This window comes from Streptomyces flaveolus, assembly GCF_044765825.1.
Classification (GTDB): Bacteria; Actinomycetota; Actinomycetes; order Streptomycetales; family Streptomycetaceae; genus Streptomyces; species Streptomyces flaveolus.
This window is the reverse complement of record NZ_JBIWKU010000005.1, coordinates 395843-418942: the sequence shown is the minus strand read 5'-3', so window position 1 is coordinate 418942 and position 23100 is coordinate 395843. Positions and strand designations below refer to the sequence as shown.

Genomic DNA, 23100 nt, shown 5'->3' with positions numbered 1-23100 from the left:
CAATCACAGTAGCGACAGCGACCTATCGACATATTTATAGTTGAGCGCGGCCGGGGGCGTCGGGAACGGCTGAGAAGGGGGAGGTCTTTCGTGGATCTGGCCTTGCTGCGCACGTTCGTGACCGTGCACCGGGCCGGTTCCTTCACGCGCGCCGCCGCCCTGCTCGGCCTCTCCCAGCCCGCCGTCACCTCACAGATCCGGACCCTGGAGCGGCAGCTCGGCCGGCCCTTGTTCCTGCGGCAGGCCCGTGGCGTGACCCCGACGACCATCGGCGACGAGCTCGCCCACAAGGCCGCCCCGCACCTCGACGCCCTGGTGGAGATCGCCGAGACGGGGGTCGACGACGACTCCCCGGTACGGACGCTGCACCTTGCCGGGCCGCCCGAGTTCACCGCCGAGCGGGCGCTGCCCGCGCTCACGGAGCTCACCGGCAAGGACGGACAGGGCTTCGCGCTGCGCGCCACCTTCGGAAACGCCGAGGAAGCGCTGGAGGGACTGGCCGCCGGACATCATGATCTGGCCATCGGCACCGCCCGGCCGCGCGGCGCCCTGCTCACGGCGACTCCGCTCTGCGACGAGGAGCACGTCCTGGTCGCCGCGCCCCGCTGGGCCGCGCAGACCGGCGCCGGGGAGCTCCACCGCACCTCGGCACCGGACCTGGCGCACGTGCCCGTCGTCGAGGTGCACGAGTCGCTGCCCCTCGTCACCCGGTACTGGGCATCCGTCTTCGACACCTGCCCGGCCGCCCCGGGCACCGTCGTCGTTCCCGACCTGCGCGCGGTGCTCACGTGCGTGATCGCGGGCGCCGGGCTCGCGGTGCTGCCCCGCTACCTGTGCGCGGATGCTCTGGCACGCGGGGACGTCGTCGCCCTGCACGATCCGGCGGTGCCACCGCTGAGGACGTACTTCCTGGTGGTGCGCACCGGCACCCTGGCGATGCCGCACATCGCCCGGGCCCATGAATGGCTGCTGCGCGCGGCGGGGGACTGGAACTGAGCAGCAGTGCTCGCCACGATGTTTCACGTGGAACCAGCCGGGCCACATTTCTCCCATGACCGTCCGACCCGTGGTCAAGCGCACCGCCCGCGCCGTCCTCCTGGACGGCGGCGACCTGATCCTGATCAAGCGCACCAAGCCCGGTGTCGATCCCTACTGGGTCACTCCCGGAGGCGGGGTCGAGCCGGAGGACACGACTGTTGTCGACGCCCTGCATCGCGAGGTGTACGAGGAGCTGGGCGCCAAGATCACCGACGTGGTCCCCTGCTTCGTGGACACCGTGGAGCACATCGGTGAGGACGGTGGGGCGACCGGTGTGAAGGTGCAGCACTTCTTCGTCTGCCACCTGGAATCCATGGATCCGGCCCTGCGGCACGGTCCCGAGATCGACGAGCCCGCCGGTGAGTACGAGATCGTCCGGGTGCCGTTCACCCGGGTCGGCATCGCCTCCGTCCACCTCGTACCACTGTCGTTGCGGCACTATCTGGACGGCAACATCGAGGGGGTGCGCGCGATGCACGCCCCTGATCTCGGCTGACGTCCACGGCACCGGCCCGCGGAACGCGAGACGTCCATCAGGTGCCGCGGCGCCGTACGCTCTGCCATGACATGGCCAAAAGGTCATGCGTCCCACCGCAAAGAGGTGGACGCGGACGGCTCTTGTCGGCCAGCCTGACCTGCGTGGTGACTCCTTCCCTCTCCTCTCTGCCGATCCGCCGTCTGACGCTTCGCGATCTCACCGCCTGCGCCGACTTGTCCGAGGACCGGGGGTGGCCACGCGAAGAACACAAGTGGGGCTTCCTTCTCACCGCCGGGCAGGGCTACGGCATCGACGACCCCGATGGCGGTCTCGTCAGCGCCTGCACCGTCACCGAGTACGGGCCGGTCGAGCGGCCGTCCCTCGCGGCCATCGGCATGGTGCTGGTCGCCGAACGACATGCCCGCCAGGGCGTGGGACGCCGGCTGATGCGCCACGTGCTCTCGGCGCAGGGCACCACCCCCCTGACGCTGCACGCGACCGCGAACGGCCGCCCGCTCTACGAGGAGCTCGGCTTCAAGCGCACGGGCCGGGCGGAGATGCTGCGGGGGCGCTTCACCCCGGGCGGGTCCGAGCCGGGGATCGCCACACGGGCGGCCACCGCGGAGGACCTCACCGCCATCCTCCGGCTCGACGAGGAGGTCTTCGGCACCGACCGCACCCACATCATCACGCGCCTGCCTGCCTTCGCCGACCAGCTGCGCGTGGCCGAGGAGGCGGGCCGGCTCATCGGCTACGCCGCCGCCTGGCCCAACATGGACACCCACGTGGTGGGCCCGCTGATCGCCCGCGACACCGAGACGGCCAAGGCCCTCGTCACCTCTCTCGCCGCCGGCACCGACCGGCCGCTGCGCACCGACATCGACGTACGGCACGAAGAGCTGCTGGCCTGGGCGAACGAGCGCGGGCTCGCCTCGGTGGCCACGAACGCGGTCATGACGTACGGGATCACGGAGCTGCCCGGGGATCCGAGCCGGCGGTTCGCTCCCCTGACCGTGGCGGCGGGCTGACCTCTGCGCCGCACGGCGGCGCGGGCCGTCAGGCGCGGGCGTCCACTGCGGCTGTGGCCAAGGGGTGCCTCCTGCTCCGGCGCCCCGCCACCGGCCCCGATCGCGCCGATCAGCCGGCCGGGAGCCCCCGAACTGGCTCCCAGGTCCGCGCGGTGAAGACGTTCAAGGCACCGGGTGCCCGCATGACCAAAACCGGCGCGGACCGTGTCCGCGCCGGCTCTCCCTGCGTAGGGTGCGGGCATGGGAGATCTTGAAATACGCCGTACCACCGAGGACGACATCCCCGCGGTCGTCGCGATGCTCGCCGACGACCCCCTGGGCGCCCGGCGCGAGTCACCGGACGACCTGAGTCCCTACCTCGCCGCCTTCGAACGGCTCCGTACCGATCCCCACCAGCACCTGGTCGTCGCCGTCCGCGAGGGCCGCGTCGTGGGCACGCTCCAGCTGACCATCGTCCCCGGGCTCTCCCGGCGCGGTGCGACCCGCTCGATCATCGAAGGCGTACGTATCCACGCCGACGAGCGGGGCGGCGGCCTGGGCACCCAGCTCATCGAATGGGCCGTCGCCGAGTCCCGTCGGCAGGGATGTCACCTGGTCCAGCTCACCTCCGACAAGACCCGCGCGGACGCCCACCGCTTCTACGAACGCCTCGGTTTCTCGGCCTCGCACACGGGCTTCAAGCTCGAGCTCTGATGTGGTGCGCCCGGGATCGGCGAGCTGTTTCACGTGAAACAGCGCGTGCCTCGACCGTCGGCGACGTCTAGCCGATTCCGCGCCACCCTTCCGGGTCCACGCCTCCCGGCACGGAGGCCCCTTCGTCATAGGGCCGGCGCGTGAAGACGAACGACCCGAGATCCAGATGGCTCACGGTCCCGTCCGGGCGCCGCACGGCCCGCAGCAGTTCACCGGCGTAGTAGCCCTCCAGCCCCGTCCAGGTGCCGTCGCCGTTCGCCCGGAAGCGCGAGCGGCGGCCCTGGCCCGACAGCGGCTCCAGCGAGACTCCCCCAGCGGATGTCAGCCGCAGCGCGAAGGCATGGGTCCCCCAGTACCAGGGCCCGGCCAGTTCCAGCACGGAGGCGTCGACGTCCGGGAACGGCCGCCACGGCTCCGGGATCCGCGGCTCGGCCTCCGCGACGATCCGTACGAGGTCGGCGCCCACCCCGGCCGTCAACGGCCCGGAGGTGCAGTTGGTCAGCACGACCGCCGCCACGTCGTCCTCGACGCCGATGGTGAGGTTGGCCAGAAAGCCCGGCAGGGAGCCGGAGTGGCCGACGAGCAGCCGTCCGTTCCGGTACTGGATCTGCAGCCCCAGTCCGTACGTCACACCGTCCGCGACATCCGCGGCCTCGGCCGGCGCCGCGGGCGTCCGCATCTCCCGTACCGTCTCGGCGCTCAGCACCTTGTCGTCGCCGTTCGCCAAGAAGGCGGCGAACCGTGCCAGGTCCCCGGTGGTGGACCAGAGCTGACCGGCCGGAGCCATCCGTCCAAGGTCCTCGACGGGCTCCGGCAGCATCACGTCGGCCCACGGATGCACCGCCCAGCCGCCGGCGTGAGGTGCCTGCGGACGCGTGGTCGTACGGTCCAGTCCAAGCGGCTCCAGGATCTCCCGCCGCAGCACGTCCTCCCACGGCGCTCCGCGCAGTCGCTCGACCAGCGCGCCGAGCAGGGTGTAACCGGGGTTCGAGTAGTGGTGCCGACGGCCCACCGGATGCAGAAGAGGCTGCTTGCCCAGCACATCGGCCAGCTCGGGGCGCAGGGAGCCGGGAGTCCGTTCCCACCACGGCGCAGGAGACTCAGCGGCCAGCCCACCGGTGTGCGCGAGGAGTCCCGCGATGGTGGCCTCCCCCGCTCCCGTGCCCGGCAGGTGCTGCTCCAGCCGGTCTCCGAGGTCGAGCACGCCCTCGTCACGCAGCCGCAGGACCAGAACGGCGGTGAAGGTCTTGGTGATCGAGCCGATCCGGTACTGCACGTTCTCGTCCGGCCCGTGCCCGTCGACCGACGTCCGCGCCCCGTGCCACACGGTCCGTCCGCCCCGCACCACCGCAGCGACGAGCGACGGTGTCCGCCCTTCGGCCTGGGCGACGGCGATCCGGTGCAGCAGCGCGCGGCGAGTGGCGGGAAGCAGCTCTTCCTCAGGTGTCGTCATGCCCCCAGTCCACCGGGCCGCGCCCCCCGCGTCGAGCCGTTTTCCCCTGGCCCACGGGTCAGGTCTGCGCCATGTCCACGAAACGCGAGTAGTGGCCCTGGAAGGCGACCGTGATGGTCGCCGTCGGACCGTTTCGGTGCTTGGCCACGATCAGGTCCGCCTCGCCCGCGCGCGGCGACTCCTTCTCGTAGGCGTCCTCGCGGTGCAGCAGGATCACCATGTCGGCGTCCTGCTCGATGGAGCCGGACTCACGCAGGTCGGACACCATCGGTTTCTTGTCGGTGCGCTGCTCGGGACCACGGTTCAGCTGGGAAAGCGCGATGACGGGGATCTCCAGCTCCTTGGCCAGGAGCTTGAGGTTACGGGACATGTCCGAGACCTCCTGCTGACGACTCTCCGCACGCTTGGACCCGCCCGACTGCATCAGCTGGAGGTAGTCGATGACCACCAGCTTGAGATCGTTGCGCTGCTTGAGCCGACGGCACTTGGCACGGATCTCCATCATCGACAGGTTCGGGGAGTCGTCGATGTACAGCGGCGCGGCCGAGACGTCCGGCATCCGGCGGGCCAGACGCGTCCAGTCGTCGTCCGTCATCGTGCCGGAGCGCATGTGGTGCAGAGCGACGCGGGCCTCGGCGGACAGCAGACGCATCGCGATCTCGTTGCGTCCCATTTCGAGCGAGAAGATGACGCTCGGCAGATTGTTCTTGATCGAGGCGGCCCGCGCGAAGTCCAGCGCAAGCGTCGACTTGCCCATCGCGGGACGGGCGGCGATGACGATCATCTGGCCGGGGTGCAGGCCGTTGGTGAGCGAGTCGAAGTCGGTGAATCCCGTGGGCACACCGGTCATCTCGCCGCTGCGCGACCCGATCGCCTCGATCTCGTCGAGCGCGCCCTCCATGATGTCGCCGAGCGGCAGGTAGTCCTCGCTGGTGCGCTGCTCGGTGACGGCGTAGATCTCGGCCTGGGCACGGTTGACGATCTCGTCCACGTCGTCGTCGGCCGCGTATCCCATCTGCGTGATCCGGGTACCGGCCTCCACCAGGCGGCGCAGGACGGCACGCTCGTGCACGATCTCCGCGTAGTAGGCGGCGTTCGCGGCCGTGGGCACGGTCTGGACGAGCGTGTGCAGATACGAGGCACCGCCGACCTTGTTGATCTCACCGCGCTTCGTGAGCTCGGCGGCGATCGTGATGGGGTCGGCCGGCTCCCCCTTGGCATAGATGTCGAGGATCGCCTGGTAGATCGTCTCGTGGGCCGGCTTGTAGAAGTCGTGGCCCTTGAGGATCTCGACGACGTCCGCGATGGCGTCCTTGGACAGCAGCATGCCGCCGAGGACGGACTGCTCGGCCTCCAGGTCCTGCGGAGGCACCCGCTCGAAAGCGGAGGGTCCCGCACCGTCCCACGCACCGTTGTCCCGGCCGCGCTCGTGCTGGTCGTCACGGGTCCTGGGACTGTCACCTCGACGGCGGGAAGCAGGCAGACGATCGCTGGGACCGCTGTCGGCCCACGGGTCGTCCAAGGGCTCGGAAATACTCACCGAGCCACCTCCTCCCGTCCGCCGAGCGGACCTCGCCGTGCCCGTCATGTCTACGGCACGGCACTGACAAATAAGACGCCCAACTCCGGTTCTGAAGCGTCGGGTTTGTGAGGGTTCACAAGCCGTCGGACGGAGCAGGCGCCGGACCACCGTAGGCCCGCGGGCACCGTCAGCCAATCTGGTTATCCACAGGCCATGTGGACGACTGGCCAGATGCTGTGGACAACTCCTCGAAAGCTGTGCACGACCCGGTGGACAGCCCTGTGAACAAGCCCTCTCTGTGACCACAAGCACCCTCTTGACCTGCGACTTCACCATCCACGGGCTGTGCAGAAGAAAAACTTTCCCAGTCGGATCAAGATCACTTCCAACCGTACACAAGAGCACACCGGACGAGAGCATAAGTAAGGGGTCATAAAGCTTTGCATCTCTTACCTGTGGACGATTAGATTGGTGCTCATGACACAGGCCCCCGCGCGCTCCCGCACTGCCCGACGCCGGCACGACCGAGAGATCGTCGCGCTGGCCGTCCCGGCCTTCGGCGCGCTCGTCGCCGAGCCCCTCTTCGTCATGGCCGACAGCGCCATCGTCGGCCATCTCGGTACGGCACAACTCGCCGGACTCGGCATCGCCTCGGCCCTGCTGACCACAGCCGTCAGCGTCTTCGTCTTCCTCGCCTACGCCACCACCGCGGCCGTCGCCCGGCGCGTCGGGGCGGGCGATCTGCAGTCCGCCATCCGGCAGGGCATGGACGGCATCTGGCTGGCGCTGCTGCTCGGTGCCGCCGTCATAGCCGTCGTCCTGCCCACGGCCCCGTCCCTGGTCGACCTCTTCGGCGCCTCCGACACCGCCGCCCCGTATGCCGTCACCTATCTGCGGATATCCTCGCTCGGCATCCCGGCCATGCTCGTCGTACTAGCCTCGACCGGCGTCCTGCGGGGACTGCAGGACACCCGGACCCCGCTCTACGTGGCCGTCGCGGGCTTCGTCGCCAACGCCGTTCTCAATGTCGGCCTCGTCTACGGCGCCGGCCTCGGCATCGCGGGCTCCGCCTGGGGCACCGTCATCGCCCAGCTCGGCATGGCCGCGGTGTACCTCTGGGTGGTCGTCCGCGGAGCACGCCGACACGGTGCGTCCCTGCGCCCGGACGCCGCCGGCATCAGGGCCTCGGCACAGGCCGGGGTGCCGCTGCTCGTTCGCACCCTCTCCCTGCGCGCGATCCTCATGATCGCCACAGCCGTGGCGGCTCGTCTCGGGGACGCCGACATCGCGGCCCATCAGATCATCCTGTCCTTGTGGAGCCTGCTGGCCTTCGCCCTCGACGCGATCGCCATCGCCGGGCAGGCCATCATCGGGCGCTACCTGGGCGCGGGCGACACGCGGGGTGCCCGGGAAGCCTGCCGCAGGATGGTCGAGTGGGGCATCGCGGTCGGATTCCTCCTCGGGCTGCTCGTGGTGCTGGCCCGGCCGGCGTTCCTGCCCCTGTTCACCGGTGACTCCTCCGTCAAGGACGCCGCACTGCCCGCTCTGGTGATCGTGGCCCTCTCCCAGCCGATCTGCGGCGTGGTCTTCGTCCTGGACGGTGTCCTGATGGGCGCGGGAGACGGTCCGTACCTCGCCTGGGCGATGCTTCTCACCCTGGCGGTCTTCACTCCTGCTGCGCTTCTCGTCCCGACGCTCGGCGGCGGGCTCACTGCACTGTGGGGGGCCATGACGTTGATGATGACAATGCGCATGCTGACGCTGTGGTGGCGTACGCGCTCGGGCCATTGGGTCGTCACCGGCGCGACGCGCTGACCGTTTCACGTGAAACACGCGGTTTCACGTGAAGCATGCGGCCCCACGAGCCCAGCGCATCGGCTGCCATGACAATGGGGCCGCACTCCCGACCGGGAGTGCGGCCCCATCTCATCGCTTCAGCGAGAGCCAGGCTCAGGCGGAAACAACCTCGATGTTGACCGTGGCGGCAACCTCGGGGTGCAGACGCACGGACGTCGCGTGGGCGCCCAGGGTCTTGATCGGCGAGCCCAGCTCGATGCGGCGCTTGTCGACGTCGGGGCCACCGGCAGCCTTGATCGCCGAGGCGACGTCGGCCGGGGTGACGGAACCGAAGAGACGACCGGCGTCGCCGGAGCGGACGGCCAGACGGACCTTCACACCCTCGAGCTGGGCCTTCACCTGGTTGGCCTGCTCGATGGTCTGGATCTCGTGGATCTTGCGAGCACGACGGATCTGCTCGACGTCCTTCTCGCCACCCTTGGTCCAGCGGATCGCGAACTTCCGCGGGATCAGGTAGTTACGAGCGTAGCCGTCCTTGACGTCGACGACGTCGCCCGCGGCGCCGAGGCCGGAGACCTCGTGGGTGAGGATGATCTTCATTAGTCGGTCACCCTTCCCTTATCGCGCGGTGGACGTGTAGGGCAGCAGCGCCATCTCACGGCTGTTCTTGACGGCCGTGGCGACGTCACGCTGGTGCTGCGTGCAGTTGCCGGTCACGCGGCGGGCACGGATCTTGCCGCGGTCGGAAATGAACTTCCGCAGCATGTTCGTGTCCTTGTAGTCCACGTACGTGACCTTGTCCTTGCAGAAAGCGCAGACCTTCTTCTTCGGCTTGCGCACAGGCGGCTTAGCCATGATGTTTCTCCTGTGTGATCAAGAAGTGTGGGTAGAGCCCGCCTAGAAGGGGGGCTCGTCCGAGTAGCCGCCACCGCTGCCGGAGCCACCGCCCCAGCCGCCGCCACCGCCGCCGCCCTGGTTGCCACCGGCGGGAGCGCCCGTGGCCCAGGGGTCGTCGGCGGGCGCGCCGCCGCCCTGCTGGCCGCCGCCGGGGCCGCCGCCCCAGCCGCCGCCACCCTGGCCGCCACCGCCGCCGTAACCGCCCTGGCCGCCGCGACCCTGGCCCGAGGTCTTGGTGACCTTGGCCGTGGCGCTGCGGAGGCTGGCGCCGACTTCGTCGACGTCCAGCTCGTAGACCGTGCGCTTGACGCCCTCACGGTCCTCGTAGGACCGCTGCTTCAGCCGGCCCTGCACGATGACGCGCATGCCTCGCTGGAGCGACTCGGCGACGTTCTCCGCCGCCTGGCGCCAGACCGAGCAGGTCAGGAAGAGGCTTTCGCCGTCCTTCCACTCGTTCGTCTGACGGTCGAAGGTGCGGGGGGTCGACGCGACACGGAACTTCGCGACGGCCGCACCGGACGGGGTGAAGCGCAGCTCGGGGTCGTCGACAAGATTGCCGATGACCGTGATGACGGTCTCGCCTGCCATGGGGGAACCTCTCGGCGGGTTTGCTGCTGGCTGCTTGTGGAGCTACTCGAATCCCGGGATCTGCTGAGCGGAAGGGCTCAGCGGGTCTCGGGACGGAGGACCTTGGTCCGGAGGACCGACTCGTTCAGGTTCATCTGGCGGTCGAGCTCCTTGACGACCGCAGGCTCGGCCTGCAGGTCGATGACCGAGTAGATGCCCTCGGGCTTCTTCTTGATCTCGTACGAGAGACGACGACGGCCCCAGGTGTCGACCTTCTCGACCTTTCCGCCGCCGTCACGGACGACAGAGAGGAAGTTCTCGATCAGCGGGGAGACAGCGCGCTCCTCGAGATCGGGGTCGAGGATGACCATCACCTCGTAGTGACGCATGTGGAACCCACCTCCTTTGGACTCAACGGCCACGGTCGTTCCGTGGCAGGAGGGTTGCGATGCGTTGTGCACCGGCATCAGCGAGTAAAGCAGGACCCACTGACAATCGGGTCTCCTCCGAGGAGGTGGCCCGGCCGGGGGCCGGCAGCAGACACCAGTGCAGAAGGTACAGAGTACCCGGCCGGCGGCTTGCGGTTGAAATCCGCCCGTGAGGGGACGCAATCTGTACACATCGGAAGTGCAGGGCGAAGACAGACTGCCTTCGGCTGGAGGTTCTCCATGGCACAGATCATGCGACCCGCCAAACCCAGGACCGGCCTGCTGGCCACCGACGGCAAACCGCACCCGCTCCAGGACACGCTGATGGCCGTGACCCTGGTGCTCGGAGTGCTCTCCCTCGTGACCGCGGGCTTTCCCGGGCTTCACCTCGTGACCTCCTGGGCCGGGCTGGCCGGTGTCCTGATCGGTGGATATGGCCAGTTCATCTCCGAGACGACCCGAGAGCGTTTCGGCCTGGTGCTGGGGATCGGCGCCTCCGCGATCGGCCTCTACTTCGGCATGGCCCACGGCGGGCTGTTCGGCTCCTTCGGCGGGTTCGTCGGCGGCTGACCCACGGACCGCGCCGGCCCTCGGGACGGCGCGGTCCGGCCGGTACGCCGGACGGGGCGCTCACAGGGCGCAGTAGGCTTCGCGCGAGAGCCGGAGCCCCTGTACCCATGGGGACACACCAGCCCGAGGAGCGCCCCGAATGAGCCTGACCCTGAGGACCATCAGCCGCGAGCAGCATCTGGCCTACATCCAGAGCCTGCCGGCGGCGAGTCACATGCAGGTCCCGGCCTGGGCGGACGTAAAGGCGGAATGGCGCTCGGAGAACCTCGGGTGGTTCGACGACCGGACCGGTCAGCTGGTCGGTGCGGGCCTTGTGCTGTACCGGCAGCTGCCCAAGATCAAGCGTTACCTCGCGTACCTCCCCGAGGGCCCGGTCATCAACTGGTTCGCGCCGAATCTCCAGGAGTGGATGGAGCCCATGCTGGCGCACCTGAAGCAGCAGGGCGCCTTCTCCGTGAAGATGGGCCCGCCGGTGATCATCCGGCGCTGGGACGCCGCGTCGATCAAGAAGGGCATCCAGGACCCCGACGTCAAGCGGCTGCGCGACATAGAGGCCGATCACATCGAGCCGCGCGCCTTCGAGGTGGCCGACAAGCTGCGCCGCATGGGCTGGCAGCAGGGCGAGGACGGCGGGGCCGGCTTCGGTGACGTGCAGCCCCGCTACGTCTTCCAGGTGCCGCTGGCCAACCGGTCCCTGGAAGAGGTCCACAAGAACTTCAACCAGCTGTGGCGCCGCAACATCAAGAAGGCCGAGAAGGCCGGCGTCGAGGTCGTCCAGGGCGGTTACCACGACCTGGAGGAGTGGCAGCGCCTGTACGAGATCACGGCGGTGCGCGACCACTTCCGGCCGCGCCCGCTGTCCTACTTCCAGCGCATGTGGGCGGCCCTCAACAACGAGGACCCCAACCGCATGCGGCTGTACTTCGCCCGCCACAACGGGGTGAACCTGTCGGCGGCGACGATGCTGGTCGTCGGCGGGCACGTCTGGTACTCCTACGGCGCCTCCGACAACATCGGCCGCGAGGTCCGGCCCTCGAACGCGATGCAGTGGGCGATGCTGCGCGACGCCTACGCCCTCGGGGCCACCGTCTACGACCTGCGCGGCATCTCCGACTCCCTGGACGAGAGCGACCACCTCTTCGGTCTGATCCAGTTCAAGGTCGGCACGGGCGGGCAGGCGGCCGAGTACCTCGGAGAGTGGGACTTCCCGCTGAACAAGCTGCTGCACAAGGCGCTCGACATCTACATGTCGCGCCGCTGACCCACGCTCCCCGCTCCAGTAGCGTCGGGAGAGGCTTTCACAGCTCCGACGAGTTTCCCTCACCACTGACACACCGCAGCCACGAGAAAGGTTCCAGGTCCGGCCATGGCGCTCACGCTCTACGTCGACACCGCGCGCTGGCGGGCGCACCACAAGCACGTGCAGGAGCAGTTCCCCGGGCTCGTCCCGGTCTGCAAGGGCAACGGCTACGGCTTCGGGCACGAGCGGCTGGCGGAGGAGGCCACGCGCCTCGGTTCCGATGTCCTCGCCGTGGGCACGACGTACGAGGCCGCCCGGATCAAGGACTTCTTCGGCGGCGATCTGCTGGTGCTGACGCCGTACCGGCGCGGCGAGGAGCCGGTGCCGCTGCCGGACCGGGTCGTGCGCTCCGTGTCCTCCATCGACGGCGTGTACGGCCTGGTCGGCGCGCGGGTGGTCATCGAGGTGATGTCCTCGATGAAGCGGCACGGCATCAGCGAGCAGGACCTGCCGCAGCTGCACGCCGCCATAGAGAACGTCCGGCTGGAGGGCTTCGCCATCCATCTGCCGCTGGACCGCACCGACGGCTCGGACGCCGTCGAGGAGGTCATCGGGTGGATGGACCGGCTGCGTGCGGCCCGTCTGCCGCTGCACACGATGTTCGTCAGCCACCTCAAGGCCGACGAACTCGCCCGCCTCCAGCAGCAGTTCCCGCAGACCAGGTTCCGCGCGCGCATCGGGACGCGGCTGTGGCTGGGGGACCACGAGGCCACCGAGTACCGCGGTGCCGTGCTGGACGTCACCCGCGTGGCCAAGGGGGAGCGCTTCGGCTACCGGCAGCAGAAGGCGGCCTCGGACGGCTTCCTGGTGGTCGTGGCGGGCGGTACGTCCCACGGCGTGGGTCTGGAGGCGCCGAAGGCGTTGCACGGTGTCATGCCGCGCGCCAAGGGCGTCGCCCGGGCGGGCCTGGCCACGGTCAACCGGAACCTGTCGCCGTTCGTCTGGGGCGGCAAGCAGCGCTGGTTCGCGGAACCGCCGCACATGCAGGTGTCGATCCTGTTCGTGCCCTCCGACGCACCGGAGCCGACGGTCGGTGACGAGCTGGTGGCACATCTGCGGCACACCACCACGCAGTTCGACCGCATCGTCGACCGCTGAGGATCGCGCGGAGCGAGAGCCCCGAGACCGGCGAAGGGCCGTGCACGGTTACCCGTGTACGGCCCTTCCCACATCCCGGTGTCCGGAGGGCTGTCGTCGGGCTGCTCGCCGACGCCGGTTCGCTCAGAGCGAACCACCCGGCTGCCGTCCCGAGCCCCACTCCACCCGGGGGCCTTCGAGGTGAGCCGCGTGCTGCGGCGAACGCGCCGCGGGACCGAGGACGAAGACGTCCTCGGCGCCGTCGAGCACTCCGCCCGAAGGGTCGTCGTCTCCGGTCCGCCGGACCGGGTCCCGGTCCGGCATGAGGATGTCGCGGACGACCATGACGCACAGGTACAGCGTCCCCAGCAGGTGGAGTCCGATGGCCCAGTGATAGCCGTCCGTCGGCAGGCCCTTGTGGGCGTCTCCGCTGGTGGTGTAGGCGAGGTACATCCAGATGCCCAGGAAGTAGGCCACCTCGCACACCTGCCAGATCAGGAAGTCCCGCCACTTCGGCCGGGCCAGCGCGGCGAGCGGCACCAGCCACAGGACGTACTGCGGCGAGTAGACCTTGTTGGTGAGGATGAACGCCGCGACGATGAGGAAGGCGAGCTGGATGAACCGCGGACGTCGCGGGGCCGTCAGCGCGAGTGCCGCGATGGCGCCGCAGCACAGCAGCATCAGGAGCATGGCGAGCGTGTTGACGGTCTCGGTGCTGGGCGGGTCGTCCGTGTTCCGGACGATGATCAGCCAGAAGGACCCGAAGTCGACGCCGCGTTCCTGGCTGAACGTGTAGAACTTCGACCAGCCGTCGAAGGCGAAGAGCATCACCGGCAGGTTCACCACGAGCCAGGCGACGGCCGCGCCCCCCAGAGCCTTTCCGAACTCCCGCCACTTGCCCGCACGCCAGCACAGCACGAACAACGGGCCGAGGATGAGGAAGGGGTAGAGCTTGGCGGCCGTGGCCAGCCCCAGGAGCACGCCGAAGGCCAGTGCCCGCCCCCGCGACCACATCAGGATCGCCGCGACCGTCAGGGCGACCGCCAGCAGGTCCCAGTTGACGGTCGCGGTCAGCGCGAAGGCGGGTGCCAGTGCGACCAGCAGACCGTCCCAGGGGCGCCTGGTGTGGATGCGGGTGACGCAGACGGCGATGACGGCCGCGCACACCAGGAGCATCCCGGCATTGACCATCCAGTACCACTGTTCCTGGTCCTGGATGGTGCCGCTGCCCGGCGTGAGCCAGGACGCCACCTCCATGAACACGCCGGTCAGCACCGGATACTCGAGGTACTCCATGTCGCCGGGGAGCTTGTCGAAGTAGGGCACGAGCCCGTCGACGAACCCACGGGCCTGGTAGAGGTGCGGGATGTCCGAGTAGCAGGCATGCGTGTACTGGGAGCTGGCACCGAAGAACCAGGCGCCGTTGTAGCAGGGCGCCTTCTGGACCAGGCCGAGGGCGAACATGCCGATCGCCACGAGCGCGATCACCCGCACCGGCGTCCACCAGGACGTCCCGAGCAGGGCACGCCGGCCGAGAGGACCACCGATCAGCTCACTGCCTGCTGCTGCGACCGCGTCCTCCCTGCTCGGGGGCACCCGATCCGGTTCGTGCACGCGCGCTGGCGTCGATTCTGCACTGGGCATGGGGCACATCCTGCCGTACATGTCTGGGAACGCGACGGGGCCGCCGCACCCTGAGGGGTGCGGCGGCCCCTGTTTCACGTGAAACAAGCGCGTGTTTCACGTGAAACACGCACGCCGGGCATGTCGGCGGCTATCCGCTCGAACCCCAGATGGTGCCTCCTGGCCCGTTTCCGTTGCCGTTGCCGTTGCCGCCGCTGTCACCCGTGCCGTCCGTCGCACTGGCCGAGGGTGAGGGCGACGGCTCGCCGTCCCCGCCGGCGGTGTCATTGCCGCCGTTCTGGTTGCCGCTGTTATCGCCGTTCTCGCATTTCCAGTCGAAGACACCGCAGGTGACGGTCGGTGAGGGCGAGGGACTGGTCGGGGTCTGGCTGGGTGTCGGACTCGGTGACGGGCTCGACTTCTCCGTCTTGGAAGGCGTGGGGGTCGGGCTCGGCGGCGGGGTGTCGTTGATGACCTCACCGATGGGTTCCGGGGTGGGGAACTTCTTCGCCGGCTGGCCCTTCAGGGCCTGTTCCATGTAGTCGTGCCAGATCTCCGACGGGAACGACGCACCGTGGATCTTGTCCTGATCACCCGTTCCGTACATCTCCAGGAACGTGCGGTTCTTGATGGACTCGTCGTCCGGGTAACGGAACATGCTGATCGCGGTCGACAGCTGCGGGGTGTACCCGACGAACCAGGCGGACTTGTTGCCGTCCGTGGTACCGGTCTTGCCCGCCACCTCACGGCCCGGCAGCTGGGCGTTGGACCCCGTACCGTCCTCGACGACGGTCTTCAGGACGTCCGTGACGTTGTCCGCGACCTTCGCAGTGAAGGCCTGCTCGGTCGTGCCCTGGTGCGTATGGATCGTCTCGCCTCCGTGCACCACCTTGGTGACGGAGAAGGGATCACGCTGCTTCCCGCTGGCCGCGAAGGTGGCGTACGAGCCCGCCATACGGATCGCGCTGGGATCCGAGACGCCGATGGAGAACGACGGGTAGTTCGTGCCCGTCAGGCTCTCCGACTTGAGGCCTGCGGCGACCGCGGCCTCCTTCACCTTGTCCAGACCGACGTCCATGCCGAGCTGCACATAGGCGGAGTTCACCGACTCCCGCATGGCCTCGCGCAGATCGATCTTGTAGTCCGGCGGGTCACCGAGCGAGTCCTTGCCGTCGTTCTCCTGTCGCCACTGCTCGCCCTTCTCGTTCGTCCAGATCGACCCGTTGTAGTTCTTGATCTTGAGGTCGTTCTGGCCGCTGTAGAGGCTCTTCGGCGAAACCACGGTGCGCTCGTCCTGCGGCTGGTCCTCGGGCCCGTCGGGATCACGCACGCCCCACTTCATCGCCGCCGCGAGCACGAACGGCTTGAACGTCGAACCGACCTGTGCACCGGTCACGTCGGCGTTGTTGGTGAAGTGCTTGGTCGCGTCGGCACCGCCGTAGATGGCCTCGATGGCGCCCGTCTCAGGATTCACGGACGCCCCGCCGAACTGGACGTGAGTGTCGGTCTTGGGACGCTCGTCAGGCTTGATGTTCGCCTTGTAGACCTTCGTGACCGCGGTTTCGAGAGCCTCGACCTTCTTCTGGTCGAAGGTCGTGTGGATCTCGTATCCGCCCTGGTCCAGCTGGTCTCGTGTCGCGATGCCATCCTTGATCACGGACGCCCTGGCGAGGTCGACGAGGTAACCGATCTGGCCGCCCAGCTGGGTGTTCGACCGGGGGTTCTGCACCTTGGGGAGCTCGGTGTACTTGCCCCGCTCCGCCTGGTCCAGATGCCCGTACTCGACCATCTTGTCCAAGGTGTCCTGCATCTGCCTCAGGGCACGCTTCCCGTTGGCCTCCGGGGTGGCACCCGGGTCGATCGACGTGGCACCCGCGGGGTCGTAATAGGTCGCACCCTTGAGAACGGCCGACAGGAGAGCGCATTCGCCGGGGTTCAGGTCCACGGCGTCCTTGTCGAAGTACGCCCGCGCCGCGGCCTGGATGCCGTAGGCCCCGCGGCCGTAGTAGGCCGAGTTCAGATAGCCCTCGAGGATCTCGTCCTTGTCGACCTCGGCGCCCACCTTGACCGAGACGAGGATCTCCTTGACCTTCCGGGAGATCGTCTGCGACTGGTCCTCCAGCATCGCGTTCTTGACGTACTGCTGGGTGATGGTGGAGCCACCCTGCGTCTCGCCGCCCCGGGCCATGTTGAACACGGCGCGGGCGATGCCCTTGGGATCGATGCCGCTGTCGGAGTAGAACGTCCTGTTCTCCTGGGAGATGACGGCGTTCTGCATCGCCTTCGGGATCGACGACAGCTTGACCACCTGACGGTTGCGCTCACCGCCGGTCGCGACCATCACTTCACCGTTGGACCAGTAGTACACGTTGTTCTGCGCGGTCGCCGTCTTGGCGACGTCCGGGATGCCCACCATGGCGTAGGCGATGCCGGCGGCGGCCACCAGACCGCCGAAGAACGCGATGCACAGACCCGAGACGAGCTTCCAGGACGGCACCCAGCGCTGCCAGCCGTCGCGGTCGCCCCGCGGATAGTCGATCATCCGCTTCTTTCCGGAAGCCGCCGCTCGGCCCCGGCCGGCGCCGCTCGCGGCGGCGGCGCCACCTGCCCGCCGGCCGCCACGGGCCGGCTCGGCCGCCCTGCGGCGACCGCCTCCATTGCGTTGTGACGCGCGCCGGGCCTCGGCACGACCCCCGTAGGGGCGCTCCTCGTCCTCCGGACCGTACGAGCCGGACGGAGACCCTGTGGCGCCTCGCGGTGCCGCACGGCGGCCGGAGGACGAGCCGGACTGGCCGCGTCGGGCCGCGGCACGTCCGCCTCCCTGCGGCTGCGGCGGTTTGCGACGGTGCTCGCTCATCGAACGACTACTCCTCGGGCAGGCGCACCTTTGCGCGCCTGGAAAAGGCGGCTGGTTTCCGGTCCCCCCGAAGTACGGATGCGGCCCCTACCGCATTCACCCGTACTGCACCGGGGACGAGGACGCCCCCACGCGTCACATGGTTCCCGGCAGTTTGCATGGCGCACAGACTACGCATCCCCAAAACCCCCGAGGTCCGAAGTTCACCTCAAATCAGGCAACTTGCTCACGAGGAAACGTGGATGTGATCCCGTTCACCGCTGCGCCTCTTGTCCCATGCGGAAGGTCGTTCTATCGTCGGGATGTATCGAGTCGATACATCAGCGCGGCATAAGGACGAGAGGAGGCGACGATGAGCCGGCGTTCCGGCATCCTCGAGTTCGCCGTACTCGGCCTGCTCCGCGAATCCCCGATGCACGGCTACGAGCTGCGCAAGCGGCTCAACACGTCACTCGGTGTGTTCCGGGCGTTCAGCTACGGGACGCTGTACCCCTGCCTCAAGACGCTGGTCGCCAACGGCTGGTTGATCGAGGAGCCGGGGAACGTCGGCGAGGCCGCCGCCTCCCTCACCGGGCGGCGCGCCAAGATCGTCTACCGGTTGACGGCCGACGGTAAGGACCACTTCGAGCAGCTCCTCTCGCAGACCGGCCCCGACGCGTACGAGGACGAGACCTTCGCCGCTCGCTTCGCGTTCTTCGGGCAGACGTCGCGTGATGTGCGCATGCGCGTGCTCGAGGGCCGGCGCAGTCGGCTCGAGGAGCGCCTGGAGAAGATGGGGGCCTCCCTGGCCCGCACCCGGGAGCGCCTCGACGACTACACGCTTGAGCTCCAGCGCCACGGAATGGAGTCCGTGGAGCGCGAAGTGCGCTGGCTGAACGAGCTCATCGAGAGCGAGCGGGCGGGGCGGGACCTGCGAGGTTCCGCCGCCGAGGGGACCGCTCAACAGGACACGACATCTGGAGCGACGGGCGGCCTGCCCCGGCCGGGGGACGACCCCCGGCCGGATACGCCCGGCGACACCGCCACGTGAGCGCCCAGTCAGGGCCTCACTCGTACACACAGGGAGCAACCGGAATGGGTTCGGTTCGCGTAGCCATCGTCGGTGTGGGCAACTGCGCCGCATCGCTGGTGCAGGGCGTCGAGTACTACAAGGACGCCGACCCGGCGGCCAAGGTCCCGGGCCTGATGCACGTCCAGTTCGGCGACTACCACGTCCGTGACATCGAGTTCGTCGCCGCCTTCGACGTGGACGCCAAGAAGGTCGGCCTGGACCTCGCGGACGCCATCGGCGCCTCCGAGAACAACACCATCAAGATCTGCGACGTACCGAACAGCGGTGTCCAGGTCCAGCGCGGCCACACGCTCGACGGTCTCGGCAAGTACTACCGGGAGACCATCGAGGAGTCCGCCGAGGCCCCGGTCGACATCGTCCAGGTCCTGAAGGACAAGCAGGTCGACGTCCTCGTCTGCTACCTGCCCGTCGGCTCCGAGGATGCGGCGAAGTACTACGCCCAGTGCGCCATCGACGCCAAGGTCGCCTTCGTCAACGCCCTCCCGGTCTTCATCGCCGGCACCAAGGAGTGGGCGGACAAGTTCACCGAGGCCGGCGTGCCGATCGTCGGTGACGACATCAAGTCGCAGGTCGGCGCCACCATCACCCACCGCGTGATGGCGAAGCTGTTCGAGGACCGGGGCGTCATCCTGGACCGCACGATGCAGCTGAACGTCGGCGGCAACATGGACTTCAAGAACATGCTCGAGCGTGACCGCCTCGAGTCCAAGAAGATCTCCAAGACGCAGGCCGTCACCTCCCAGATCCCCGACCGGGACCTCGGCGAGAAGAACGTCCACATCGGTCCGTCCGACTACGTGGCCTGGCTGGACGACCGCAAGTGGGCCTACGTCCGCCTCGAGGGCCGCGCGTTCGGCGACGTCCCGCTGAACCTGGAGTACAAGCTCGAGGTCTGGGACTCCCCGAACTCGGCCGGTGTCATCATCGACGCCCTGCGCGCCGCGAAGATCGCCAAGGACCGCGGCATCGGCGGCCCGATCCTGTCGGCGTCGAGCTACTTCATGAAGTCCCCGCCGGTCCAGTACTTCGACGACCAGGCCCGCGAGAACGTCGAGAAGTTCATCAAGGGCGAGGTCGAGCGCTGAGCGCGCCCGGCTGAAGTCCGCTGAAGGTCCCTGGGTCGCATGACCCGGGGACCTTCGCGTATGTGAGGCTGTGCCCCATGGCCGTCGTCCGTGACCTGCGCGTCCTGCTGCGCCTGCGGGGTTTCCGGCGCCTGCTCGTCGTACGTCTGCTCTCCCAGGGCGCCGACGGCGTCTACCAGGTCGCGCTCGCCACCTACGTCGTCTTCTCACCGGAGAAGCAGACCTCGGCCGCCGCGATCGCCTCCGCCATGGCGGTCCTGCTGCTCCCGTACTCGCTGGTCGGCCCCTTCGCCGGCGTCCTGCTGGACCGCTGGCGCCGCCGCCAGGTCTTTCTGTACGGCAATCTGCTGCGCGCCCTGCTCGCCTCGGTGACCGCGGTGCTGATGGTCGCCTCCGTCCCGGACTGGCTCTTCTACGTCTCCGCCCTGTGCGTCACCGCCGTCAACCGCTTCGTCCTCGCGGGCCTGTCCGCGTCGCTGCCACGCGTGGTCGACGCGGAGCGCCTGGTGATCGCGAACTCGCTCTCCCCGACGGCGGGCACCCTCGCGGCGACGGCAGGCGGCGGTCTGGCCTTCGTCGTGCGCCTCCTGGTCGCGGACTCCGACGCCGCAGTGGTGCTGCTCGGGGCCGTCCTGTACCTGTGCGGCGCGCTCGCGTCGCTGCGGATGGCGGCGGAACTGCTGGGCCCCGACCGGGCACTGGTGCGGCCGGATCTCGCGTCGGCGCTCGCCGGCACGGCTCGGGACCTGGTGGCCGGAGTACGCCATCTCCTCGCGCCCGCGCGCCGGGGAGCGGCCTGGGCGCTCGCCGCCATGACGCTGATGCGGTTCTGCTACGGCGCCCTGCTCGTCCTCCTGCTGATGCTGTGCCGGTACGCCCTGACGTCGGACGCGGACGAGGGGCTCGCGCTGCTGGGACTGGCCCTGGGGGTCTCCGGCGCGGGCTTCTTCGCCGCGGCGGTGATCACCCCCTGGGCGGCCGGGCGGCTGGGCCCCGGCCGCTGGATGGCCGTGTGCGCGGGGATCGCCGCGGTGCTGGTCCCGGCCCTCGGGCTGCCGTTCGCCACCGCGCCCCTGCTCGCCGCGGCGTTCGTGCTGGGACTGACGACCCAGGGTTCGAAGATCGCGACCGACACGATCGTGCAGTCGTCGGTCGACGACGCCTTCCGTGGCCGGATCTTCTCCGTTTACGACGTGCTGTTCAACGTCGCCTTCGTCGGCGCGGCAGGGGTGGCCGCGCTGATGCTGCCGCCGGACGGCCGGTCGGTGCCGCTGGTCGCCACTGTCGCCGCTGTCTACGGAGCGGTTGCAGTCGCTATGGCCCGTTTTGACGCCCAGTAAGTGTCACATCAATGCCACAGAGCCCCAGCGGGCTACAGAGATGTCAGTGGGGCCCGGTAACTTACGTGCGTCTTACTCGCGCCATGTTCGCGTCATGCACCCATGTTTAGGGGGACCCCCAGTGACTACTCCGCCGCCTCAAGGCAACCCATTTGCGCAGGGCCAGCCGCAGGCCCCGCAGCAGCCCCAGGGGCAGAACCCCTTCGCGCAGGGACAGCCGGGCTTCCCCCAGCAGCCCGGCCAGCCCGGCTTCCCCCAGCAGGGTGCACCGTACGCGCCGGTTCCCCCGCAGCCGGCCCAGCGCAAGGTCAGCTTCAAGACGATCAAGAACATCGCCATCGCCGTGATCGTCGTCGGCGTGGCCATCGGCGGTTACGTGGCCAGCCGCGATGACGCCGACACGGCGGCGGTCGGGGACTGCATGCACCGCGGCAGCACCAATGACGACGACCCGGACCTCGAGGTCGTGGACTGCGCGGACGCGAAGGCCCAGTACGAGGTGCTGGCCAAGATCGAGGGCTCGTTCCTCACCGACACGATGGCGCAGAGCAAGTGCGAGGCCGAGGCCAAGGACTTCCAGTACGTCTACACCGAGAGCGGTGACGGCAAGGACTTCCTGCTCTGCCTGAAGGACTACAAGAAGTAAGGCAGACGCCTCATATGTCGTGAGGGGCGGTGTTTCACGTGAAACACCGCCCCTTCGTCTGCCCAGGTCATGTTTCACGTGAAACGTGACCTGGTTCCACGGCTCACGACTCCTGGTCGGCCCACCACTTCTTGAGCGCCTCGACCGCCGCCTCGTGGCCCATGGGCCCGTTCTCCAGGCGAAGCTCCAGCAGGAACTTGTACGCCTGGCCGACAACCGGCCCCGGCCGGACACCCAGGATCTCCATGACCTGGTTGCCGTCCAGGTCCGGGCGGATGGCGTCCAGCTCCTCCTGCTCCTGGAGCTTCGCGATCCGCTCCTCCAGCCCGTCGTACGCCCGCGAGAGCGCGGCAGCCTTGCGCTTGTTGCGGGTCGTGCAGTCCGAGCGGGTCAGCTTGTGGAGACGGTCGAGCAGCGGGCCGGCGTCCCGGACATAGCGGCGGACCGCCGAGTCCGTCCACTCGCCCGTCCCGTAACCGTGGAAGCGCAGGTGCAGCTCGACCAGGCGCGAGACATCCTTCACCAGGTCGTTGGAGTACTTGAGCGCGGTCATGCGCTTCTTCGTCATCTTGGCCCCCACCACTTCGTGGTGGTGGAACGAGACCCGGCCGTCCTTCTCGAACCGGCGCGTGCGCGGCTTGCCGATGTCGTGCAGCAGGGCGGCCAGCCGGAGGACCAGATCGGGACCTTCGGACTCCAGGGCCATCGCCTGCTCCAGGACGATGAGCGTGTGGTCGTAGACGTCCTTGTGCCGGTGGTGCTCGTCCCTCTCCAGACGCAGGGCGGGCAGCTCGGGCAGGACACGCTCGGCGATGCCGCTGTCCACGAGCAGGGTCAGTCCCTTGCGCGGGTGAGCGGAGAGGATGAGCTTGTTCAACTCGTCCCGGACCCGCTCGGCGGAGACGATCTCGATCCGCTCGGCCATGTCCTTCATGGCCGCGACGACCTCGGGGGCCACCGTGAAGTCGAGCTGGGCGGCGAAACGCGCGGCCCGCATCATCCGGAGCGGGTCGTCCGAGAACGACTCCTCGGGCGTGCCGGGAGTGCGCAGCACACGGGCCGCGAGGTCGTCGAGGCCGCCGTGCGGGTCGATGAACTTCTTCTCCGGGAGCGCGACGGCCATGGCGTTCACGGTGAAGTCCCGCCGGACGAGGTCCTCCTCGATGGAGTCGCCGTACGACACCTCCGGCTTGCGCGACGTGCGGTCGTACGCCTCCGAGCGGTAGGTGGTCACCTCGATCTGGAAGCCGTCCTTTTGCGCCCCGACCGTGCCGAACGCGATCCCGACGTCCCAGACGGCATCCGCCCACGGCCGCACGATCTTCAGTACGTCCTGCGGCCGGGCATCGGTCGTGAAGTCCAGGTCGTTGCCGAGCCGGCCGAGCAACGCGTCCCGGACCGAGCCGCCGACCAGGGCGAGAGAGAACCCGGCCTCCTGGAAACGGCGGGCGAGGTCGTCGGCGACAGGCGCTACCCGCAGCGGTTCGCTCACCGCGCGAGGCTGCGCCTGACTCATGGCACTGGGGTTGACTTCGTTGGCGTTCGGCACAACAGAACAGGGTACGTGGCCCGGGCGGACCCGGTCGCCTCCGTTGTCCGCGCACCCGGCCGCCCGCCTTTGTCGGCCCG

The 23100-nt window shown here is 68.8% G+C and carries 21 protein-coding genes; 12 read left to right on the top strand and 9 right to left on the bottom strand.

The window, feature by feature from the left end:
- Window positions 1-90 precede the first annotated feature (90 nt).
- From ACIRG6_RS18300 to ACIRG6_RS18285, 4 genes are all read left to right on the top strand, one after another.
- On the top strand, window positions 91-996 hold the full coding sequence (locus tag ACIRG6_RS18300) for a LysR family transcriptional regulator (protein ID WP_403323526.1): 906 nt from the start codon (window positions 91-93) through the stop codon (window positions 994-996).
- Between the two features lie 55 nt (window positions 997-1051).
- Window positions 1052-1534: an NUDIX domain-containing protein gene (locus tag ACIRG6_RS18295; protein ID WP_225634712.1), complete on the top strand. Its 483-nt coding sequence runs from the start codon at window positions 1052-1054 to the stop codon at window positions 1532-1534.
- 143 nt (window positions 1535-1677) lie between these two features.
- Complete coding sequence (locus ACIRG6_RS18290; RefSeq protein WP_364675359.1) at window positions 1678-2544, top strand: GNAT family N-acetyltransferase; 867 nt, start codon at window positions 1678-1680, stop codon at window positions 2542-2544.
- Window positions 2545-2784: 240 nt separating this feature from the next.
- A complete protein-coding gene (locus ACIRG6_RS18285; protein ID WP_318213557.1) occupies window positions 2785-3237 on the top strand; it encodes a GNAT family N-acetyltransferase in 453 nt (150 codons plus the stop codon).
- Between the two features lie 67 nt (window positions 3238-3304).
- Here the strand turns inward: ACIRG6_RS18285 and ACIRG6_RS18280 are convergent, their stop codons facing one another.
- A complete protein-coding gene (locus ACIRG6_RS18280; protein ID WP_364675365.1) occupies window positions 3305-4690 on the bottom strand; it encodes a serine hydrolase domain-containing protein in 1386 nt (461 codons plus the stop codon).
- A 58-nt stretch (window positions 4691-4748) separates the two neighbouring features.
- Window positions 4749-6230 carry a replicative DNA helicase gene (gene dnaB, locus ACIRG6_RS18275; protein WP_403323522.1) on the bottom strand — a complete coding sequence of 494 codons (1482 nt, stop codon included), beginning with the start codon at window positions 6228-6230 and terminating at the stop codon, window positions 4749-4751.
- A gap of 459 nt (window positions 6231-6689) precedes the next feature.
- Here dnaB and ACIRG6_RS18270 point away from each other — a divergent pair, with 459 nt between their 5' ends.
- Window positions 6690-8027 carry an MATE family efflux transporter gene (locus ACIRG6_RS18270; RefSeq protein WP_364675368.1) on the top strand — a complete coding sequence of 446 codons (1338 nt, stop codon included), beginning with the start codon at window positions 6690-6692 and terminating at the stop codon, window positions 8025-8027.
- A gap of 135 nt (window positions 8028-8162) precedes the next feature.
- On the opposite strand, the gene rplI is transcribed toward ACIRG6_RS18270, so the two are convergent.
- From rplI to rpsF, 4 genes are all read right to left on the bottom strand, one after another.
- On the bottom strand, window positions 8163-8609 hold the full coding sequence (gene rplI, locus ACIRG6_RS18265) for a 50S ribosomal protein L9 (RefSeq protein WP_239770891.1): 447 nt from the start codon (window positions 8607-8609) through the stop codon (window positions 8163-8165).
- An 18-nt stretch (window positions 8610-8627) separates the two neighbouring features.
- Complete coding sequence (gene rpsR / locus ACIRG6_RS18260) at window positions 8628-8864, bottom strand: 30S ribosomal protein S18 (protein WP_003949403.1); 237 nt, start codon at window positions 8862-8864, stop codon at window positions 8628-8630.
- Window positions 8865-8906: 42 nt separating this feature from the next.
- Window positions 8907-9494 (bottom strand): single-stranded DNA-binding protein, encoded by a 588-nt coding sequence (locus ACIRG6_RS18255; RefSeq protein WP_189230197.1) that lies wholly within the window; start codon window positions 9492-9494, stop codon window positions 8907-8909.
- 77 nt (window positions 9495-9571) lie between these two features.
- A complete protein-coding gene (rpsF, locus tag ACIRG6_RS18250; protein WP_189230196.1) occupies window positions 9572-9862 on the bottom strand; it encodes a 30S ribosomal protein S6 in 291 nt (96 codons plus the stop codon).
- 279 nt (window positions 9863-10141) lie between these two features.
- Between rpsF and ACIRG6_RS18245 the strand changes: the two genes are divergently transcribed.
- From ACIRG6_RS18245 to ACIRG6_RS18235, 3 genes are all read left to right on the top strand, one after another.
- Window positions 10142-10471 carry a hypothetical protein gene (locus tag ACIRG6_RS18245; RefSeq protein WP_364675373.1) on the top strand — a complete coding sequence of 110 codons (330 nt, stop codon included), beginning with the start codon at window positions 10142-10144 and terminating at the stop codon, window positions 10469-10471.
- A 139-nt stretch (window positions 10472-10610) separates the two neighbouring features.
- The gene (femX, locus tag ACIRG6_RS18240; protein WP_189230194.1) at window positions 10611-11732 is read left to right on the top strand and encodes a peptidoglycan bridge formation glycyltransferase FemX; all 1122 of its coding nucleotides are present in this window, start codon (window positions 10611-10613) and stop codon (window positions 11730-11732) included.
- 105 nt (window positions 11733-11837) lie between these two features.
- The gene (locus ACIRG6_RS18235; protein WP_161166484.1) at window positions 11838-12869 is read left to right on the top strand and encodes an alanine racemase; all 1032 of its coding nucleotides are present in this window, start codon (window positions 11838-11840) and stop codon (window positions 12867-12869) included.
- A gap of 123 nt (window positions 12870-12992) precedes the next feature.
- Here ACIRG6_RS18235 and ACIRG6_RS18230 read toward each other — a convergent pair whose 3' ends face one another.
- Together ACIRG6_RS18230 and ACIRG6_RS18225 are read right to left on the bottom strand one after the other, a co-directional pair.
- Window positions 12993-14492: a glycosyltransferase family 87 protein gene (locus ACIRG6_RS18230; protein WP_403323518.1), complete on the bottom strand. Its 1500-nt coding sequence runs from the start codon at window positions 14490-14492 to the stop codon at window positions 12993-12995.
- A 130-nt stretch (window positions 14493-14622) separates the two neighbouring features.
- Window positions 14623-17328, bottom strand: coding sequence for a transglycosylase domain-containing protein (locus ACIRG6_RS18225; protein ID WP_403323517.1), 2706 nt, complete (start codon window positions 17326-17328; stop codon window positions 14623-14625).
- Window positions 17329-17680: 352 nt separating this feature from the next.
- On the opposite strand from ACIRG6_RS18225, the gene ACIRG6_RS18220 reads away from it, so the two are divergent.
- The 4 genes from ACIRG6_RS18220 to ACIRG6_RS18205 all read left to right on the top strand — a co-directional run bounded on the left by ACIRG6_RS18220 (window position 17681) and on the right by ACIRG6_RS18205 (window position 21471).
- The gene (locus ACIRG6_RS18220; protein ID WP_318213563.1) at window positions 17681-18358 is read left to right on the top strand and encodes a PadR family transcriptional regulator; all 678 of its coding nucleotides are present in this window, start codon (window positions 17681-17683) and stop codon (window positions 18356-18358) included.
- 44 nt (window positions 18359-18402) lie between these two features.
- Window positions 18403-19485: an inositol-3-phosphate synthase gene (locus tag ACIRG6_RS18215; protein WP_364675383.1), complete on the top strand. Its 1083-nt coding sequence runs from the start codon at window positions 18403-18405 to the stop codon at window positions 19483-19485.
- 77 nt (window positions 19486-19562) lie between these two features.
- Entirely contained in the window at window positions 19563-20825 is a 1263-nt protein-coding gene (locus ACIRG6_RS18210; protein ID WP_403323514.1) for an MFS transporter, read from the top strand.
- 121 nt (window positions 20826-20946) lie between these two features.
- Window positions 20947-21471 carry an LppU/SCO3897 family protein gene (locus ACIRG6_RS18205; protein ID WP_403323512.1) on the top strand — a complete coding sequence of 175 codons (525 nt, stop codon included), beginning with the start codon at window positions 20947-20949 and terminating at the stop codon, window positions 21469-21471.
- 103 nt (window positions 21472-21574) lie between these two features.
- Here the strand turns inward: ACIRG6_RS18205 and ACIRG6_RS18200 are convergent, their stop codons facing one another.
- Entirely contained in the window at window positions 21575-23020 is a 1446-nt protein-coding gene (locus tag ACIRG6_RS18200; RefSeq protein WP_403323511.1) for a CCA tRNA nucleotidyltransferase, read from the bottom strand.
- Between the last annotated feature and the right edge of the window lie 80 nt (window positions 23021-23100).

Coding starts and splice junctions, on each gene's coding strand:
- ACIRG6_RS18210 (WP_403323514.1), top strand. CDS start 19,563: ATGGCCGTCGTCCGTGACCTGCGCGTCCTGCTGCGCCTGCGGGGTTTC.
- rpsR (WP_003949403.1), bottom strand. CDS start 8,864: ATGGCTAAGCCGCCTGTGCGCAAGCCGAAGAAGAAGGTCTGCGCTTTC.
- ACIRG6_RS18235 (WP_161166484.1), top strand. CDS start 11,838: ATGGCGCTCACGCTCTACGTCGACACCGCGCGCTGGCGGGCGCACCAC.
- ACIRG6_RS18220 (WP_318213563.1), top strand. CDS start 17,681: ATGAGCCGGCGTTCCGGCATCCTCGAGTTCGCCGTACTCGGCCTGCTC.
- ACIRG6_RS18215 (WP_364675383.1), top strand. CDS start 18,403: ATGGGTTCGGTTCGCGTAGCCATCGTCGGTGTGGGCAACTGCGCCGCA.
- ACIRG6_RS18280 (WP_364675365.1), bottom strand. CDS start 4,690: ATGACGACACCTGAGGAAGAGCTGCTTCCCGCCACTCGCCGCGCGCTG.
- rpsF (WP_189230196.1), bottom strand. CDS start 9,862: ATGCGTCACTACGAGGTGATGGTCATCCTCGACCCCGATCTCGAGGAG.
- rplI (WP_239770891.1), bottom strand. CDS start 8,609: ATGAAGATCATCCTCACCCACGAGGTCTCCGGCCTCGGCGCCGCGGGC.
- ACIRG6_RS18245 (WP_364675373.1), top strand. CDS start 10,142: ATGGCACAGATCATGCGACCCGCCAAACCCAGGACCGGCCTGCTGGCC.
- ACIRG6_RS18255 (WP_189230197.1), bottom strand. CDS start 9,494: ATGGCAGGCGAGACCGTCATCACGGTCATCGGCAATCTTGTCGACGAC.
- ACIRG6_RS18225 (WP_403323517.1), bottom strand. CDS start 17,328: ATGAGCGAGCACCGTCGCAAACCGCCGCAGCCGCAGGGAGGCGGACGT.
- ACIRG6_RS18285 (WP_318213557.1), top strand. CDS start 2,785: ATGGGAGATCTTGAAATACGCCGTACCACCGAGGACGACATCCCCGCG.
- ACIRG6_RS18270 (WP_364675368.1), top strand. CDS start 6,690: ATGACACAGGCCCCCGCGCGCTCCCGCACTGCCCGACGCCGGCACGAC.
- femX (WP_189230194.1), top strand. CDS start 10,611: ATGAGCCTGACCCTGAGGACCATCAGCCGCGAGCAGCATCTGGCCTAC.
- ACIRG6_RS18230 (WP_403323518.1), bottom strand. CDS start 14,492: ATGCCCAGTGCAGAATCGACGCCAGCGCGCGTGCACGAACCGGATCGG.
- ACIRG6_RS18295 (WP_225634712.1), top strand. CDS start 1,052: ATGACCGTCCGACCCGTGGTCAAGCGCACCGCCCGCGCCGTCCTCCTG.